This window comes from Bradyrhizobium sp. JYMT SZCCT0180 (assembly GCF_018130165.1).
GTDB lineage: Bacteria > Pseudomonadota > Alphaproteobacteria > Rhizobiales > Xanthobacteraceae > Bradyrhizobium.
The window spans coordinates 1-16,937 of sequence record NZ_JAFCLZ010000041.1; the positions used below are offsets into that span (position 1 = coordinate 1).

General features: G+C 58.6%; 14 protein-coding genes. 4 read left to right on the forward strand and 10 right to left on the reverse strand.

The genetic code is table 11. The features are described 5' to 3' along the window. The first annotated feature begins 271 nt into the window (after positions 1–271). Complete coding sequence (locus tag JQ641_RS36875; protein WP_212002134.1) at positions 272–1,252, forward strand: ABC transporter substrate-binding protein; 981 nt, start codon at positions 272–274, stop codon at positions 1,250–1,252. A 172-nt stretch (positions 1,253–1,424) separates the two neighbouring features. On the opposite strand, the gene JQ641_RS36880 is transcribed toward JQ641_RS36875, so the two are convergent. Next, positions 1,425–2,003, reverse strand: coding sequence for a TetR/AcrR family transcriptional regulator (locus tag JQ641_RS36880; RefSeq protein ID WP_212002135.1), 579 nt, complete (start codon positions 2,001–2,003; stop codon positions 1,425–1,427). A gap of 98 nt (positions 2,004–2,101) precedes the next feature. Between JQ641_RS36880 and JQ641_RS36885 the strand changes: the two genes are divergently transcribed. Both JQ641_RS36885 and JQ641_RS36890 read left to right on the forward strand, forming a co-directional pair. Continuing rightward, positions 2,102–3,196: an enolase C-terminal domain-like protein gene (locus JQ641_RS36885; protein ID WP_212002136.1), complete on the forward strand. Its 1,095-nt coding sequence runs from the start codon at positions 2,102–2,104 to the stop codon at positions 3,194–3,196. A gap of 206 nt (positions 3,197–3,402) precedes the next feature. Next, on the forward strand, positions 3,403–5,409 hold the full coding sequence (locus tag JQ641_RS36890) for a PAS domain S-box protein (RefSeq protein WP_212002138.1): 2,007 nt from the start codon (positions 3,403–3,405) through the stop codon (positions 5,407–5,409). A 187-nt stretch (positions 5,410–5,596) separates the two neighbouring features. Here the strand turns inward: JQ641_RS36890 and JQ641_RS38955 are convergent, their stop codons facing one another. Further along, positions 5,597–6,118, reverse strand: coding sequence for a septal ring lytic transglycosylase RlpA family protein (locus JQ641_RS38955; RefSeq protein ID WP_212002140.1), 522 nt, complete (start codon positions 6,116–6,118; stop codon positions 5,597–5,599). 368 nt (positions 6,119–6,486) lie between these two features. Here JQ641_RS38955 and JQ641_RS36900 point away from each other — a divergent pair, with 368 nt between their 5' ends. Beyond that, entirely contained in the window at positions 6,487–8,145 is a 1,659-nt protein-coding gene (locus JQ641_RS36900; RefSeq protein ID WP_212002141.1) for a tetratricopeptide repeat protein, read from the forward strand. A 398-nt stretch (positions 8,146–8,543) separates the two neighbouring features. Here JQ641_RS36900 and JQ641_RS36905 read toward each other — a convergent pair whose 3' ends face one another. The 8 genes from JQ641_RS36905 to JQ641_RS36940 form a co-directional block, all read right to left on the reverse strand. Continuing rightward, on the reverse strand, positions 8,544–9,218 hold the full coding sequence (locus JQ641_RS36905) for a recombinase family protein (protein WP_212002142.1): 675 nt from the start codon (positions 9,216–9,218) through the stop codon (positions 8,544–8,546). A 435-nt stretch (positions 9,219–9,653) separates the two neighbouring features. Then, on the reverse strand, positions 9,654–11,306 hold the full coding sequence (locus tag JQ641_RS36910; RefSeq protein ID WP_212002144.1) for a hypothetical protein: 1,653 nt from the start codon (positions 11,304–11,306) through the stop codon (positions 9,654–9,656). Further along, complete coding sequence (locus JQ641_RS36915; RefSeq protein WP_212002145.1) at positions 11,287–11,625, reverse strand: hypothetical protein; 339 nt, start codon at positions 11,623–11,625, stop codon at positions 11,287–11,289. The genes JQ641_RS36910 and JQ641_RS36915 overlap by 20 nt, the downstream gene beginning before the upstream one ends. Before the next feature lie 414 nt (positions 11,626–12,039). After that, positions 12,040–14,160 carry a VapE domain-containing protein gene (locus JQ641_RS36920; RefSeq protein ID WP_212002147.1) on the reverse strand — a complete coding sequence of 707 codons (2,121 nt, stop codon included), beginning with the start codon at positions 14,158–14,160 and terminating at the stop codon, positions 12,040–12,042. Beyond that, positions 14,157–14,531: a hypothetical protein gene (locus tag JQ641_RS36925; protein ID WP_212002148.1), complete on the reverse strand. Its 375-nt coding sequence runs from the start codon at positions 14,529–14,531 to the stop codon at positions 14,157–14,159. Before JQ641_RS36925 ends, JQ641_RS36920 begins: the two co-directional genes overlap by 4 nt. Positions 14,532–14,534: 3 nt before the next feature. Beyond that, a complete protein-coding gene (locus JQ641_RS36930; RefSeq protein WP_212002149.1) occupies positions 14,535–14,774 on the reverse strand; it encodes a helix-turn-helix transcriptional regulator in 240 nt (79 codons plus the stop codon). Between the two features lie 83 nt (positions 14,775–14,857). Then, positions 14,858–15,400 (reverse strand): hypothetical protein, encoded by a 543-nt coding sequence (locus JQ641_RS36935; protein WP_212002151.1) that lies wholly within the window; start codon positions 15,398–15,400, stop codon positions 14,858–14,860. Further along, positions 15,397–16,632: a tyrosine-type recombinase/integrase gene (locus tag JQ641_RS36940; protein WP_212002152.1), complete on the reverse strand. Its 1,236-nt coding sequence runs from the start codon at positions 16,630–16,632 to the stop codon at positions 15,397–15,399. The genes JQ641_RS36935 and JQ641_RS36940 overlap by 4 nt, the downstream gene beginning before the upstream one ends. Positions 16,633–16,937: the final 305 nt, after the last annotated feature.

Below are 16,937 nucleotides of genomic sequence, written 5' to 3' on the forward strand. Positions count from 1 at the left end.
CGCGCCGACGAGGTGATTGAATAGGCGGGCTGCTTGCTGCGGCGCATGAGTCCGAGTTTGGCATCTTTGAGACATGCCCGCCTATCCCGAGAATGTCCGTTCACCGGGGTAGACCGGAAGTCGCCGTGATCGGGCCAAACCGACGCGAATGACCCATAACGGTCTTCTGCCGCACGCCGCATTCGCGACGCAACATTTGTACCCGTAGTGCGACGACCATCGAGACGTGATACTCTGCGCCCCGTCATCCTCAAACTGCGATGAGGATCGAATGAAGCGGCGGGAGTTCATAGCGGCTACTGCGGCGCTGCTCGCTTTGCCAAGACGTTCGTCGGCGCAAGGGCAACGTCGTCGGATTGGCTTTCTTGCCATAGGTGACGGGAGCGGACAGGGCCTCAATCAGGTCGAACTTGCGTTGCTTGATGGGCTGCGAAACCACGGCTGGATGGATGGAAAAAACCTGATTATCGAATATCGCTTTTCCCAGCCCCCGGACCGACTGCCAGCTTCCGTCGCCGACCTGATTGCTCTTAGCCCCGATGTGCTCGTCGCTGCGGTAGGACGGGCAACCCAAGCCCTGAAATCGGCAACTGCCACCATTCCGATTGTATTCGTGGCTGTGGCCGATCCCGTTGGACTTGGCCTCGTCCAAAGCCTATCGCGTCCAGGCGGCAACATCACGGGGCTTGCGACCTACGTGCCAGGAGCTTTCGTCGCAAAACGAATAGAAATCCTCCGGGAACTGGTGCCCGGCGCCTCGAAAATTGCGATCCTAGCCAATCGGGACAACCCGATGCACATGCTGCTGTTAGCTGAGGAGGTACCCAACACGGCCCGCAACCTAGGCGTGGCTCTGCCGATAGTCGAGGCGACTACGGCCGAGGAACTCGACATTGCCTTTGCCTCGGCTGCCGCTCAGCGCGCCGATGCAATGATTATTTTTGGCGATACTCTGATCGTTGTCGAGGCCCCCCGAGTTGTCGCGCTTGCGGCGAAACATCATCTGCCTGCGATTCATTTCTCCCGACAATTCGCCAATGGCGGATTGATCGTCTACGGCCCCGATGTAGCCGATCTGTTCCGCCGTGCAGGCGGCTACGTGGACAAGATACTCAAAGGCGCCAAGCCGTCCGATCTGCCGGTAGAGCAGCCGACCAAATTCGAGTTCGTGATCAACATGAAGACTGCCAAAGCACTCGGTCTCACTGTGCCGCCCTCGTTGCTCCTTCGCGCCGACGAGGTGATCGAATAGTTTTGCTGCGGTGCATGTCTGGTTCTGCCACGAAACCGACCTGTTCCCGCTAGTCCGACATGTCCGCTGTCGGAGGATGAACGGACCCAGACTAAACGCGGCGCAAGGTCTCAGTGTGACCCTTAAGAGACGTTCTCGTCTCGACCGTCGACGGCACCGGTCGGGGCATTGCTCACTCCTTCAAGTGATGTCGAACGAGGGTGATTGCGGCCTCACACGCTGCAGCCGAATACCCACGATCACCATGGACGAGAATCAGAGAGACCGCGCCTTCTGACAGGAGCCAGACGGCTCGGGCAAGCTCGTTTGGGCGGGCGACCCCTGATCGAGCCAATAGCTCCGCGAAGCATTTCTCCAATTGGGCTTTGTGTCGGCGAGCAATCAGCCTTGCCGGATGACCCGGCAGGTCCGCGAGTTCGATGACGAGACGTGTGAATCCGGACCCAGCCCATCTTGGGCTGTCTGCCCAAACGGCAAGATCCTGAAACATGGCCTCGACGATGGTCTCGGCCGATCCGGAGAGATTGTCTCCGAAGGTGCGGAAAGCCTGCAACGCCAAATGATGCTGAGATTCGAGCACATCGGCGAGCAGCTGATCTTTGCTGTTAAAGTGGTGATAGAGCGTGCGCTTGGTGAGCTTCGCCGCTTCAGCGATGTCGTCCATGGTGACGCGGTTGTACCCTTGGCGACGAAAGAGTTTGTAAGCCGCTTCCAGGACACGTCCTCGTGTCTGCCCCGCTGACCTTGGCACGGCACCGCCTTTGCTAAAGTATACTCAATAGTGAATTTACACGACGGCGGCCTAAGATGAAAGGTGCTCATCCCAGACATCAAACCCGGGTGCCCGGCATGTCGCACGATCCTTTGACCATACGAAGCATCACCGCTCGCGCCATTGTCCTCAAGCTCAAGCGGCCAGTCGTAGCTCGCATCGCCACACTGTCCGAGTGGCCGGTTATCCTGATCGATTTACAGACTGAGCAAGGGATCACGGGCCGAAGCTACCTCGAACCCTATGTCGTGAAGTCCATGCGTTACCTGGTGCCCGCCTTGCATGACTTCGGCGACATGCTCAAAGGACACCGGCTCGCTCCGGTCGAGCTGTTCGACGCAGCGCGCAAGTCGCTGCATTTCGTCGGCTACGAAGGCTTGTCGATGATCGCCGCATCTGGCCTCGACATGGCAGCGTGGGATGCGCTGGCCAAGGCGGCGAACCAGCCACTTTGCGTGCTGCTCGGAGGCACGGTTGGTCCCGTGAAATCCTACAACAGCAATGGTCTGTGGCTAAAATCACCGGAGGCCGTCGCCACCGAAGCAATCGAATTGCGCGACGAGGGCGGATTCGCAGGCCTGAAGCTCAGGCTCGGGCGCGAACGAATTGCCGATGATCTTGCGACGCTGGATGCTGTACGGAAGGCCGTTGGCGACGGCATTCATCTGATGGTCGATTTCAATCAGGGGCTAACCCTGGCCGAGGCGCTTCAGCGTTGCCATGTGATCGACGACCACGGGCTAGCCTGGATCGAGGAGCCGATCGTCTACGACAATCTCGACGGCTATGCCCAGCTCGCGGCCGAACTGAAGACGCCGCTGCAGATCGGGGAGAACTTCTACGGCCCGCGCGAGATGCACAAGGCCCTTCAGCGCCGGGCGTGCGACCTTGTCATGCCTGATTTCATGCGCATTGGCGGAGTCACTGGCTGGATGCGGGCTGCGGCCATTGCGGGTTCGGCGGGGATCCCCATGTCTACGCATCTCTATCCGGAGGTGGCCGCCCACGTTATGCGGGTTACTGAGACGGCGCACTGGCTCGAATGGCAGGATTGGGCCGATCCAATCTTGCAGCAGCCATACGCGATCAGAGACGGGCACCTGCATATTCCAGACGTGCCAGGGGTTGGCATTGAATGGAACGAGGATGCGGTTGAGGCACACCAGATTTAGGCAAAGGCCAACGTCAGTTCATGGAGGAAGATCGGAAGTCGCTGGTGCAGGTCGACTTCCGAAAATGGTTTATTTCGGACACCCGGGGCCGGCAACGGCCGTGCGCGACGGAATGTCTTCGTTCGCTGTCTGCGAGATGATGCTAGGGTTAGCCAGAACAGCCCGATTGAAACCGCATGCCTTCTGATACGACAGAGAACGGATCGATGGCGACCAATGACGGCCGCCCCGCCGACACAGAAGCTGCCGAGCACGAGCGTCAGTTCTGCGAAATACTGGAGTACAGCCCGGCGGCCCTGCTGGTGGTCGACGAGGAGGGACTGCTACTGTTTCACAACGCACGGCTACGCGACCTACTGGGATACGAGAAAGACGAGCTCGACCGCATCCACACCAGCGAGTTCTGGTATGACCTCGATCAACGTTCCCAGATCATCGCGTCGTTGCGCGACCGTGGCGGGCGACTTCTAAACGAAAAGGTGGTGTGGCGCACCAAGAGCGGCCAACTCCTCCATCTGCTGCTGACCTATGCACAGGTGGCCTATCGCGGTGGCCACATCAGCTTCGTCGGCGGCAAGCGCGTACTGTGGGTCTACGACGTCACGGCGCTGACCCAGCACGAGTTTCAGGTCGTCGAGCAGGAGCGCCAGCTTCGCGAAATCTTGGATTATTGCCCGGCGGCCGTATGCGTCGTCGATGAGGAAGGGCGGATCCTCTTCCACAACTGGCGAATGCGCGATCTGCTCGGTTACGAGAAGTACGAGCTGGAGCTGTTTGATACCAAGCTTTTCTGGCACGACCTTGGCCACCGCGAGCGCATCATCGAGTTGCTGCGAGCGCGCGGCGGCCAGTTGCTCAACGAAGAGGTCGTCTGGAAGACCAGGCGTGGTGAGCTTCTCACTCTGCTCATTTCCTATGTCCAGGTCGCCTACGCTGGCGGCCACGTCGCTGTGTCCGGGGGCAAACGACTGTTCTGGCTTTACGACATAACGCCGCTGCGTCGCGCGGAACAGGCGCGTTTGCGCAGTGAGCGTCGACTCGGCGAAGCGATTGAAAGCATCTCGGAAGGTTTCGTCTGCTACGACGGCGAGGATCGGCTGGTTATCTGCAATTCGTGCTATCGCAATCTGCTATACCCGGGCATGGAAATCGAATTGAGCGCGGGAAAGACGTTCGAGAGTATCATTCGGAACGCCGCGGAGCGCGGCTACGTCCCGGATGCAACAGGCCGCGTTGAAGAGTGGGTAGCGGAGCGGCTGCGCCAGCATCGCAACCCCGGCGAGCCGCAGGTGCAGCGTCGCAACAACGGTCGGTGGGTCATGGTCAGCGAGCGGCGCACCGAGGACGGGGGCACCGTCGCGGTCTATTCCGACATCACGGAACTCAAGCAGCGCGAGCAGGACTTGACCGAGAAGTCTAACGCCCTCACCGCGTTATCCTCGAAACTCGCTAAATACCTCGCGCCGCAGGTGTACGACTCGATCTTCACCGGTCGGCAAGACGTCAAGATCGTGAGCACGCGCAAGAAACTCACAGTGTGTTTCTCCGACCTCGTCGGCTTCACGGAGATCACGGACAAGATGGAGTCGGAAGATCTTACTCACCTTCTCAACCACTATCTCACTGAAATGTCGAAGATCGCGCTGCAATACGGTGCCACGATCGACAAATATGTCGGTGATGCCATCGTCATGTTCTTCGGCGATCCGGCGACGCTGGGCGTGAAGGAGGATGCGCTAGCCTGCGTCCAGATGGCGATCGCGATGCAGAAACGCATCGGCGAGCTGGCTGAGGATTGGCGTAACACCGGCATTGAGACGCCGCTTCGCTGCCGGATCGGCATTCACACCGGTTACTGCACCGTAGGCAATTTCGGCAGCGACGACCGCATGGACTACACGATGGTCGGCGGCACGGTGAACCTCGCGTCACGGCTTGAGCATGAAGCACCGCCGGGCGGCGTGCTGATCTCTTTCGAGACCTACGCGCTCGTGAAGGACGAGACGCGGTGCGAGGAGCGCGGCCACGTGCAGGTCAAGGGAATCGCGCAGCCGGTCGCGACTTATGCGGTGATGGGAGCAAAGGACGCCGAACAGGCCAGCACGGCGCTTCTTCGGCTTGAGCTCGACGCCGACCGCATGTCCGGGGACGAGCGCAAGGCGGCGGCGGATACGCTGCGCCGCGCGCTCGAAACACTGGAAAAGGGCGTCTGAGCCTTGTCATTTAGCGTGCCCATGTCTGTTTTTGGCAGACATGCCTGCCTGGTCCTGAGATTGTCCGTTCACCGGGGTAGACCGGAAGTCGCCGTGGTCCGGCCAAACCGACGCGAATGACGCTAGTATACATTGGCCCTGTAGCTCGATCCATCTTGCTGCGAGACTTTCCGCTAGCAGACACAACCTATAATACTTCAGCGCGAACCTGGGCCACGCCGCGGTCCGTAATTCCTAAATGACGCGCAGCGCCGAGCGAAAGGTCGAGGACCCGGCCGCGAACCCAGGGTCCCCGGTCGTTGATACGAACTACTACGGACTTGCTGCTCGCAAGATCAGTTACACGAACTCTTGTACCGAACGGTAGGTTGCGGTGGGCAGCGGTCAGTGAATTCCGAATGAAAGGGGCACCGCTTGCTGTTTTTCCTGTCGGATATGAATAGTAAGAGGCTTTTCCAGAAAAAACCCGGTTTGAAGATCGAGGGGCTGAGCGCTCTTCCGGACGACGAGCCGTCTCCCCTCCGGTCGGGGGTTGCTCAAGCGGAGGATCCTGTCTGGGCTGGTCCTGTGCCTCGGGTGCCGGTTCTGCGTGCGCTTTTGGAATGATAGACCATCGATCAAGAAAGGTCTGTGCTGAAGCAGAATCTACGTTTGCGCACCACCAAACCGGTACTGATACGATTGCAATTATTCCAAAAATAGGGCGCATGGGACGGCCTCACAAACAAATAGTACAAATGAATAACGCAAGCTGTTGAGGCTCTGTTCCTGTCATGCAGGCGATGAAGGGATATATACCGATGCTTCCAACTCATACGTTTGGTGCTTAGGCGCACCGCAGCAACAAACGCCTATTTCCGAGTTATCGCTTAAGTCAGAGTTTGTTGCTCCCTGATCCACGGCGAGGGGACCGGGCGCTTCCCGTGATAGGGGGAGAGCAGAAGTTCGCGGGCGCTCGATTTTTCTCATTCGTCGTCCCGTCGGAAAAGCGCTAGGCTAAGCGACACCAAGCCAGCCGCTGCATCCCGAACCAATCAGCGACGCGGCTCAAGGTAGAAGCGATCATGGAGAATGGGCATGACCTATTTTGATCTCGGTCCGTATAGCCGCAAAGTGACCACGTCATCGCCCGATAGCCAGCTTTGGTTCGACCGAGGTCTCAACTGGCTGTTTGGGTTCAACCATGGCGAGGCTATCAAGTGCTTTCAGAAGGCGCTGAAGCACGACCCCGAATGCGCCATGGCGCACTGGGGCGTAAGCTATGCCTCGGGGCCCAACTATAACCTGCCTTGGGTCCGCTATGACCCGCATGGCCGACAGATGGCGCTGTCGGCATCTTACGATGCCCTGCAGGAAGCGCTTGCGCACGCCCGGAAGGCAAGTGCGCTCGAGCGGGCGATGATCCAGGCCCTCACCGCGCGCTATCCCCAGCGCCAGGCGATCGATGATATGGCGCCATGGGACAAAGCCTACACCAGGATAATGCGCAAGGTCTTCGCTGCCTTTCCCGACGATCTCGAGGTCCGAGCGGTCTTTGCCGAGTCGCTCATGAACGAGACACCGTGGCAGATGTGGGACCTGCCCTCCGGCGCGCCTGCGGAGGGTGCGGGTACCGAGGAATGCAGGGCGGTGCTGGAAGACGCTTTCGACAGACTTCCGGCTGCATGGGATCACCCGGGACTACTGCATCTCTATGTCCACCTGATGGAGATGTCGCCTTTTCCGCAGCGGGCACTGCGGGCCGGTGATCGGTTGCGCGAGATCGTCCCCGACTCCGGTCACCTCATCCACATGTCGACGCATCTCGACGTGTTGTGTGGGCACTATAATGACGTCCTTGTCTACAATCAGAAGGCGTTGGCGACCGACCGCAGGTTCCTTGCCTATTCCGACGATCCGGGTGTCTATCTGGTCTACGTCATCCACGACTTCCACTTCGCGATCTATGGCGCAATGTTTCTTGGCCAGTACAAACCCGCAATCGCGGCGGCCGAGGAACTGATCGCCACAATCCCAGAGGCGGTGTTGCGCATTGAATCGCCTCCGATGGCGGATTTCCTCGAGGGCTACCTGACGATGAAGCAGCACGTCCTCGTGCGCTTCGGCAAATGGCGCGAAATCATCGAACAAGCGCTACCGGAAGATCGTGACCTCTACTGCTCGGTTGTCGCCATGTTGCACTACGCCAAGGCGGTCGCTCATTCGGCGCTTGGCAATGTCGCCGAAGCCGAGATTGAGAAGGCGTTGTTCCTGGCGGCGAAGACCCGGGTGCCCGAGAGCCGCCGCGTCCACAACAATACTGTCGTCAGTCTGCTGAGCGTGGCCGAGGCGATGCTGAATGGCGAACTGGAATATCGAAAGGGCAATCATGACGCAGCCTTCGCCCACCTGCGCAGGTCAGTCCAGCTCAGCGACTCGCTGCCCTATGACGAGCCTTGGGGATGGATGCAGCCGACCCGTCACGCACTCGGAGCACTTCTCCTCGAACAGGGACGGATCGAGGAGGCCGAGCAGGTGTATCGCTCTGATCTCGGCCTTGACGGCAAATTGAGCCGGGCATGCCAGCACCCCGATAATCTGTGGTCGCTGCACGGGCTGCACGAATGCCTGGTCCGTCGAGGAGAAAAGGTCGAGACGGCTTTGATCAAGCAGCGGCTCGACTTAGCGCAGGCGCGGGCGGAGAATCCGATAAGAGCGTCCTGTTTCTGCCGTCGGATCGACATGGCGGCCGAGTAGTCGATCGCCGCCTTGGTCATCATCTTCGTTGGAAAAGAAAGTAGGGATTCTGCCACAGCGGGGGGCCTGGTCGGGCTCGGTTCCCGCCGATCCATTGCATTGAGGTCGTACCCGTGCGCACCTGCAGCGTAGCAATCACACCGGCTACGCTTTTGGCCATTCGTCATGCGCGTTTGGCGCATGGTCGATTCGTCCTTACCGCCACGCGCCGCTGTTTTGCTGATGGGCGGCCTGTTGGCATATGGCAGTGTTTGGCTAAGTGGGTGGGGTGCACCATTGGACGGCGCCGGGGGCCGGTTGCTGTGCCTGCGCTGCGAATCTCCCGGTTGCTCAAATCGCCAGCTAGTCGCCTACACAGCCCGCCATAGCTGGCGTCCGCGAGGTTCGGCGCGCTCGAACTAAACTGCGGCGCGACAGGCTGAGTGCCTTTCTCCAATCCGCTTTTGAACGCGTATTACGGTAGCGGCGTGCCATTTCCCGCCGGTTGGGGTCGCTATCTTTCGCTCATTTAGCACCGCGGCCGTGGCCCGCGCGGATCGGCCCGCGAGTTCAGTCAGGATCGGACGCAACTGCTCGGCGCGTTCCATCGCTTCGTCGCGGTTCGCAATGCCCCTCGCGTTGAGCCCGCCCAGTTTAACGCCCTGAGCCTTTTTAGCAGCGAGCGCATCCCGAGTGCGTCGCGAGATCATCGCACGCTCTTTTTCAGCCAACGCGGCGTACAGATGCAACATGAACGGGTCGGCGTCAGCGCCAAGCTCGGCGACGATGAAAGGCGTCTTCTGCGACATCAACCCGCTAATGAAGTGAACGTCTCGGCTCAGCCGATCGAGCTTGGCAACGATGATCGGCGATTTGAGCTTCCGGGCTTGCTTCAGCGCCGCCGCGAGTTGCGGTCGGCGATCGAGCGCATCCGCACCCTTGCCTGTTTCGACCTCCTTGAAAGTCTGGATTATGTCGTACCCCTCGGCTTCGGCGAACCTGGCGAGCGCCGCCTGCTGAGCCTCGAGTCCAAGGCCTGACTTCCCCTGTCGCACGGTCGAAACGCGGATGTATGCAATGGCGGTCTTGGGCATGAGATTATAATCCTAAAACGCACAACACTGCAACCGGCGTTGGCCTGTTACAATCCAGATAACATACTGTAATGAATGGCTTTTTGTAAATTTTGTCGTGCGCGCGGGGGGCGCGGCGTGCCTTTAGGCTCGGTGGCAAAATTTCAGGGGAAGGCCAAAAAATTGCACGTGCGGGCGCTGCTGTACCGGCAAAGGGCCTCTGGCTTGGAAGCGGCCACTGCGCGCTGCCCACTTGGATCGGGCCCGGAGGCCGGTTGTCGGCGCCGCTGGCGCGGAGAATCCGGAGTTTGCTAAGGGGGCGCCACGGACAGCAAAGTACGCTATACGGGTGGCACTTTGCGTGACCGCGCTCGCAAGCAATTGTTTTTACTAGAGAATTTATAATCCAAGCCCCCGCTAGGCGCTGCGATTCAAGCGGCGCCGCGGGGCTGTAAATTAAACCCATTCGAGCGAAGTGTCGTACGCCAGCTCGTCGACCGGCCAGTACGCCATAACGACTGCGTCCGCGAGGTTCGGCGAGCGCGTGCCCTCGGGCTGCTTGTCGATGATTAGCTTCATGCGCGAGTTCTTACCCATTGTCGGCTGGCTCAGTTCTTTTTCGAGCGTGCGGAGCAGGGGAAGCGTGGAAGGCAGGCTGATCAGTTCGTCGCGGTCGTACTTCACGCCGTCCCGGACCGCACGGTGCGTGCGCTCGAAGCGCAGACGCAATTGCCACCACGCCTGAGCCTTCAAATTTCCATAGAAGTCCTTGTTAAGCGGACTCTCGTCGTCGTGCGGGATCACGCGATCGTCGGGGTTGAGCACCGCAGCACCAGCATTCCACGACGTGAGGTTGACGAACTTTGGCATCAGGCCGTCGTCCTTTAGGCGATTGCCCTCGGCCTTGACCCCAGCTCCCACGCCCACCGAGTCGTATTGAAGTTTTATACGTCGCCCTTTACGCGCGTAGGCCGAAGCAGCATCAAGGGCTCGGCGAGTGGTGATGCCCGTGTCTCGTTCTCCCCATTGCTCAACGGACCGCAGGGTGACTCCTTCCCGTATCGCCATTGCGTTACGGTCGCCCCCGCCATCAGCCACGTCGAGTCCGGCGTAGCACGCGTGCTTGCGCTCATCACCAAAGCCCAGCCCCTCGTGCGCGTCTATCGCGGACCGCACCCACTCGGCGGGGATCACCACGCCCTCGACGGAAGCGGAATAGTTTCGATCAATTTCCTGCGCGAACACGTGCAACAGCCCGGCGTCCACGGCTAAGTTGCGGCGCTCGTCGTACCAAGCCTGCGTCTTGTCGGGATGGTCGGACCAATCCATGATGAAGACGTTGGTCTTACCGCGAACCGCTTGCTTGCCTGGGTTCCATTCGACGCCGCCCTCGCGCTTGCGATGGAATACGTTGCCGAGACCGTTGACGCTGGAGATGTCGATCTGGACACGCGTGGTGTCGCCGAGCGCTGCCTCTATGGACTCGGGGTGCTCGTAGTGCGCTGATTCGTCCTTGAAGTAGATGAGCGTACGACCACCGCGCCCGATGTCGTCCCCGGATTCGCCAGTTATTGATTCACCTGAAGCAGCCCAAATACGCATGAACGATATGTTGTCTTCAGTGAATTTGACCGGCCAGAATTGTCGGGGAATGGAACGGAGCTGAAACCTGATCTTCTCGAATATCGAACTCATATCGCCGATGCGATCAACGAGTCCTTCCTTGCGCGAGCCCCAGCCAACTGTTGCGCCAGGCACGAATAGAAACAGCCAAACGCTAAATGAAGCAGCCAGCCACGTTGCACCCATGTCTCTGGATTTTTCAACGAGACCCCCAGTTTCTCCTTTCAAACATTCATGCAGAAATTCGATGAAGTCGCGCTGGCGGGAGAACAAGATGAGTGGCAACCGTGTCGGCTTGTTAGTGCCGGCATTACGTGGGTCGAACGTCTGACACCAATCTTCGATAAATTCGACCGGGCGCGTCCTGTAATATTCGATCGCACCGACGATGTGTGCGGGGGAGCTGATCAAGTTCTCGTAGCGAGTCTGACGATCGAGCCAGACGCGGACATAATCTGGCGGCCAGTTAGTGTTCTGCAGCATCATGTTCAATAACAGTGGGTACAGAAACTTGTTCGGCCGGTCGGTTCAGAATCCGCATGTAGGATTCCATCGCGTCGGCGATCGTCATCGTGATCTGCGTTGGTAATACGCGCTCTAAACTGCGATCCCTTATATCGAGTTGTCCGAGTCGTGGATGGCAATAAGGCGCAGCACGGGAAGCATACTCAGCCCCTATTGCATATGCCCTTGCAATAGCAGCCGCATCTGGTTTCTCCTTTGCTACTTCCTCTTGAATGATCTTGTGCTGATGCGCGAGCGCCTGAAGCAGAAATGCCTTAGGCTCGATACCCGCAACGCGCATGGCTTCTTCGCGCGCAGCTAGTCGGACGTTCCTAGACCCCCGCTTCCGTCCAGCACCAACGCGTTTTCCACCTCTGGGCACAGTTCGATCCCTTTGATTGTTTGTGATTTTATACCAAATGATGGGGCTTTGTAAGCGAGCTCGCCCGGGCAGCGTTGACTGCGGTGACAGCCATTGATTGGGCTCAGCAGGCCGACACTGCAGGCGAGGTTGGTTTTAGCCAACCTTGCTGTTTTTCAGGTCTGTCAATGACCGCAGCAACTCAACCAATCTAGCCAACCTAACCAACCTAACCAACCTTTTTGGCAGATATCGGCTAGGGGTAGCGATCGGACCGTTGTGGCAATGGTTACCCCAACATGCTGAGACGCGTCTGCTTCCAGGTGCTCCCCAGGTTGGGTTGGTTGGTTAGCACTAAAGCGCCTTGTCGACCGTCCGAAAGTACCCCCGAACCTGCTTACCGCCGATAGTGACCTTGTTGCTATTTGGGTGCCGCTCCCAACCGGCTAGCTTCATTATGGTCGCAAGCGTCATGCTGTGATCTCTTCGCTGCTGCCCCACGGGGACTCGCAATACATAGGTGAGCAAGTCCGAACTCTTCACGCGTTCCTGACCTTCGAGGCGATGGATAATTTGCACGGCAGCGTCTAAATCTACCACGACGCGATCGGGAATATCGGTGAGGACGTCCTCCCACGGGTGTCTGGTGCGCCTCTTTTCTTGCTCATCGCGAGCCTTTGGCCACAACGTTTCATCCAGGGTGATACTCTCCCCCGCAGATTCGTATTTTGCAGCCTCTCCCCACAATAGCTGGCGGTCGCGTCTCAGTAGATCGAGGTCGATTGCCTTCCGCACCACCACCGGCAGGAATCGTCGGTTTCCATCCTGCGATTGCAGATACTCGTCGCTGTTGGTCGTTGCGATTTCGATCGAGTGTCTCGGTTGGTTGAAAACATAATGTCCATAGGCTGGCCGCGCTCGGTCAACCTGGCGGCTGGCGAAGGCTTTCACATGCTCCACCTCTGCTTTGCGCATGCCGGCGAGGTCGGCGTTCTCATGTATCCAGACGCCTGCGAGTTGCTCCTGCACCTCGCGGCTACCTCGCCCAAGAATGCTCTCGTCGGAAAAGTTTCCGTCCCCCGCAAGTATCCGCCAGGCCGTCGACTTGTTCCAACCTTCGGGACTTTCCATAACGGTGATAGTATCAAACTTACATCCGGGGCTTCGCGCACGACGCACGGCGGCGATCATGGTTTTGCGTATTATGGCTCGATTGAGCGGCGTGTCGTCGCAATTAAAATAATCGACGGCCATTCGGTCGAGGCGTAGTTCGCCGTCGTAATTCTTTTCAGCATTATCGAGCATGTCGCGCACAGGGTCGAAACAATGTTCGAGCGCCAACGATTTGACCGCGTCGCGGGTCGCCTTGTCCTCAAGATCGACGCCTAAGTGTTCCGACATCATCTGACGCAACATTATGATGCCGTCGTCCGTCACCTCCCCCACCAGTGACTTCAGCTCATGTCGCATGCTGTCGCCGCTATACCCAAATAGAGTCTTATTATGAAAGGTGTCCCGGCTACATTGAACACCGAGCGCAGTTATGGCGAGTCTCGCGTTGTGCATGGTCGGCAATGGCGAGCCGTCTTTTCGGCGCTCGCGCCATTCAAGGCCTCCCGTCGACACTGCTCGGTCCGCCGATTTATCACCCTTGTATCCGAGGATCTTGCCGATCGCCCTGGCCGACTTCTCGCCCCAGTCCTCAACGAGCTTCGGAAAGCCGTATGAATGCTTTCCCTTGGCGTGAGCCTCGGCGGCGTCTCTTGCTGTCCGTCTGTTGTCATCCTCGGTTGGTTGTTCACCAGCGACGCGTGTAAGGATGCCGACGAAATCACCGATCTCCTCCCCCTCCCAGCCACATCGCGCGAGAACGCCGCCGACGGTGAGGGCTGCCTCGTGGCCGCTACCCTTTGGCCATTGACGTATTAGCATAGCGCCGATAGCTATCTTCGTAATCGCGTGCTTTAGTGTCCCGTAGTTCGATTTTGCGGGCTCGCCATTTTTTGCCCACTCAATCGCTTCTCCGCTCGGGTGTGTGCTGCCTGGAAAGACCGTCTGCGCGGCCGCGCGTCCGCCACCCATGCGCAATTCAACGACTGTCTGCTTTTTCTCGTCTTTGAGTTGCTCGGTCGCCTTTTCCCGAGCATCGTCGATATAGTAAAGATAATGGGATGACGGCTTGCTAGCTCTCCCAAACACTGCCTCAGTCGGCGGCAAGAAGTAGGGGGCCAGACTGACGGCCTCAGCACAGTCGAGATCGACGTCGGCCAAGCCGTTTGATCTGACCCCCAGCAGAACGCCAATATTCTGCTCACCGCCGTTGAAAAACTTGGCAGCGTTGTCGGTCGTGATGTCGAGGTTTTCCCATGCCTTAATATTCGGCGCTTTTCGCTTATGTCCGATCGGGACAACACCAAACCCTCGCACTATATAATCCAGCGCGATGCTGAGCATGGGCCCAGTACCGGCACTCATGACGCACCGCCGTCCGCAGCGATCGCCTTTTCGAGGATGGCCAACCAATCAGCCTGCGACATCGGATGAAAGGTGACACCGAATCTCCATTCGATGGCGGCGCAGAACCTGCGGTATCGGTGCAGTTTCCGATCCCGAATGGGCTCTTCGTTGCAGACGCCTTCGATCGTCACCAGCCACGCGGGCTTGCCGTACGACCTGCGTCGAATGCCGGTAACTACCGGTATGGCCTGTGTTGGCACGAACGATTGTTGCGTCGGGGCCTTGATTGATGGTATCGTTGTTACGATCTCGCCTGCGAAGCGATCATCATCCCGGGGCCCGTTCACTGCGCTTGCAGTGGCGGGCCTCGCCGTTTTGGGGGAGGTCATGGATCACGAAGCCTCCACCTTGGCTTCGTCGGCAATTCGAGTGCGCGCGGCAATTCGCGCATTTTGCCAAGCGACCAGATCGCACTCCAACCACGCAACGGCGCGTCCGGAATCGCTTAAAGGTACCGGTTGGGGGAAATCGCCGGATTTGATCAATTCGCCGATTTGCGTGCGACGCAGTCCAACAAACTCCGGAAGGTCGCGTAGGCGAAACAGCCGGTTCAGGCGATATGTCTGGGTCATGTTGCGCTCCGTTATTACCCCTCGGCGCTTGCCGAGTCGAAGCGGATTGAACCGGAAAATCTAAGTGGTTAGTCGGCGATAATTCACTCGATTATTTTGCGACTAGCTTTGTTCACCAGCGCTCTAACGTCGTCGGCGCGGGGCTTTGGTAACAAGGGAAATGCCTTTGAGGCCAAGTTAATGGCATCTGCGATCAGTACAACGGTGACCGATGTTGGAACCCGCTGGCGTCCATTTTCCTTCAGCCACTTTTGCTGGCCAAGTCTGACCCAATAAACCGCGTTTCGCTGAGCTACGTTGCCCGACAAAGGGCCGCGTGGCCGCCCCACTTTTGGTACTTCCCGCGATCTAACGAAGCGGGCGAGCGTCAGCCTGTCGCTTCGCGTGAGTAGGGCTTTTGACTCAAGAAATTTCGCGAGTGGTTCCAATGTTTTGAGGGTCACGGCATAGTGCATTGCTGTTTGAAAATCCGAAGATTTCCAAGCGTTGCGAGTACGCCTTTTGGCCTCCATGTAAGCGGCCGTCTCGATAGGACCTTTCTTGTTTGAAAGCCACGCTTGGAGCTGCAGGTTTCCTTTGTCCTTTGGCTTAGAGGCTCTCTTCAGTGGTTCGCCCTTCTTAGTCACTGCACCGCCCTTCCAATCGGAGTGACGTTGCTTGCCACCTTTTTCACCGGCGTTGTCATGCAGTACTTGGCCCAATCGGCCATGAGCCGCATGCGCTTGGCGAACAAATCCCCTCGTCGATAGGCGGCCTCCACCTTGTTGCTGACTACGTGGGCGAGCGCCATCTCGACGACGTGATTAGGATAGCTGGTCCGCTCCGCCGCCCAATCCCGAAATGTGGAACGGAAGCCATGGACGGTGATGTCGCGCCGACCCATCCGTTTCAATACCTCAGCCATCGCCATATTTGAGATCGGAACGCCCTTGCGACCGCCGGGGAATACAAAATCGCCCTCGCGCGGTAGCGCCTTTAAAATTTCAAGTGAAGTGCTGGTCAGTGGCACTCTATGTTCTCTTTTTGCCTTCATGCGCCCGATTGGGATGGTCCACAGCTTTACACCCAGATCAATCTCCGACCAGCGACAGCCGATGACTTCACCCGTGCGGCTGGCATTGAGGATAGTAAACTCCAAGGCCCTCGCGGCTATGCCCTCGCGAGCTGCGAGTTCAGCCATAAATTTGGGTACTTCAGCAAAGGGCAATGCCGGGTGGTGCTCGACCTTGGCAATTGTGTTGCGGGCGGGCAGCGCATGGACAAGATTGTTGTCCCACGTGGCCGGGTTTTCTCCCGTCCGATAGCCGCGCGTCTTCGCAAAATCGAGAACGGCCTCAATACGGCCGCGCACTCGGCTTGCCGTCTCGGTCTTGGTGTACCAGATCGGCTCGATCGCCTTGAGGACGAGCGCCTTGTCGATCGCTGCTACCGGCAATTTTCCAAGCGCCGGGTGCGCGTACATGTCCATCGTCGAGAGAAATTGGGCGCTATGTTTTGCGTTGTTCCACTTGCGTGAATGAAACTTGTAATATTGCTCCACGCATTCCCGAAAGGTGACATTCGAGGCCGCTGCCAGAGCGCTCTCGGAGGTTCGCCTGGCGCGCTCCTCGTTCCGGGCTTCGAGCGGGTCAATGCCGTCCTTCAGCAGCTGCCGTGCCCTGCGGGCGCGCTCGCGGGCTTCGTCCAACGTGAAGTCTTTGACCGGTCCCAGGCCCATCGCGCGTTCACGCCCACCGCGCTCATAACGCAGCAGCCACGAGCGGGCACCTGCCGGCGTAACCTGTAGGTAGAGGCCGCTGCCGTCCCCGTAGCGGCCTGGCTCAGTGAGCTTGGCGACCTGCCGCATGGTAAGCGCCATCACAATCCCCTCCGCCTCGAAACTAGACCCCCGGCTCGACTCCCGGCCCGGCCATACCGGCACCTACCGACCAATATCGGATCAAAACGGGCAAGAACAAGGGAGGAAATCACTGCAGCGTAAGGGTTTTTGTGGTTTGGCCGCCGGTGCTTTTCGGGTCTCTCCGGGGCTTGCCGAACGCTAAAAAGGCGGCCACTCTCTCCGCCAGCTTGGCCGCAATCGTCTATTCTCTGCGCAACTTGGTTGGCAATAAAGCCCAACATTAGCAGTGATTTTTGATTCGGGCGCTGGTCGACTATTAGGCG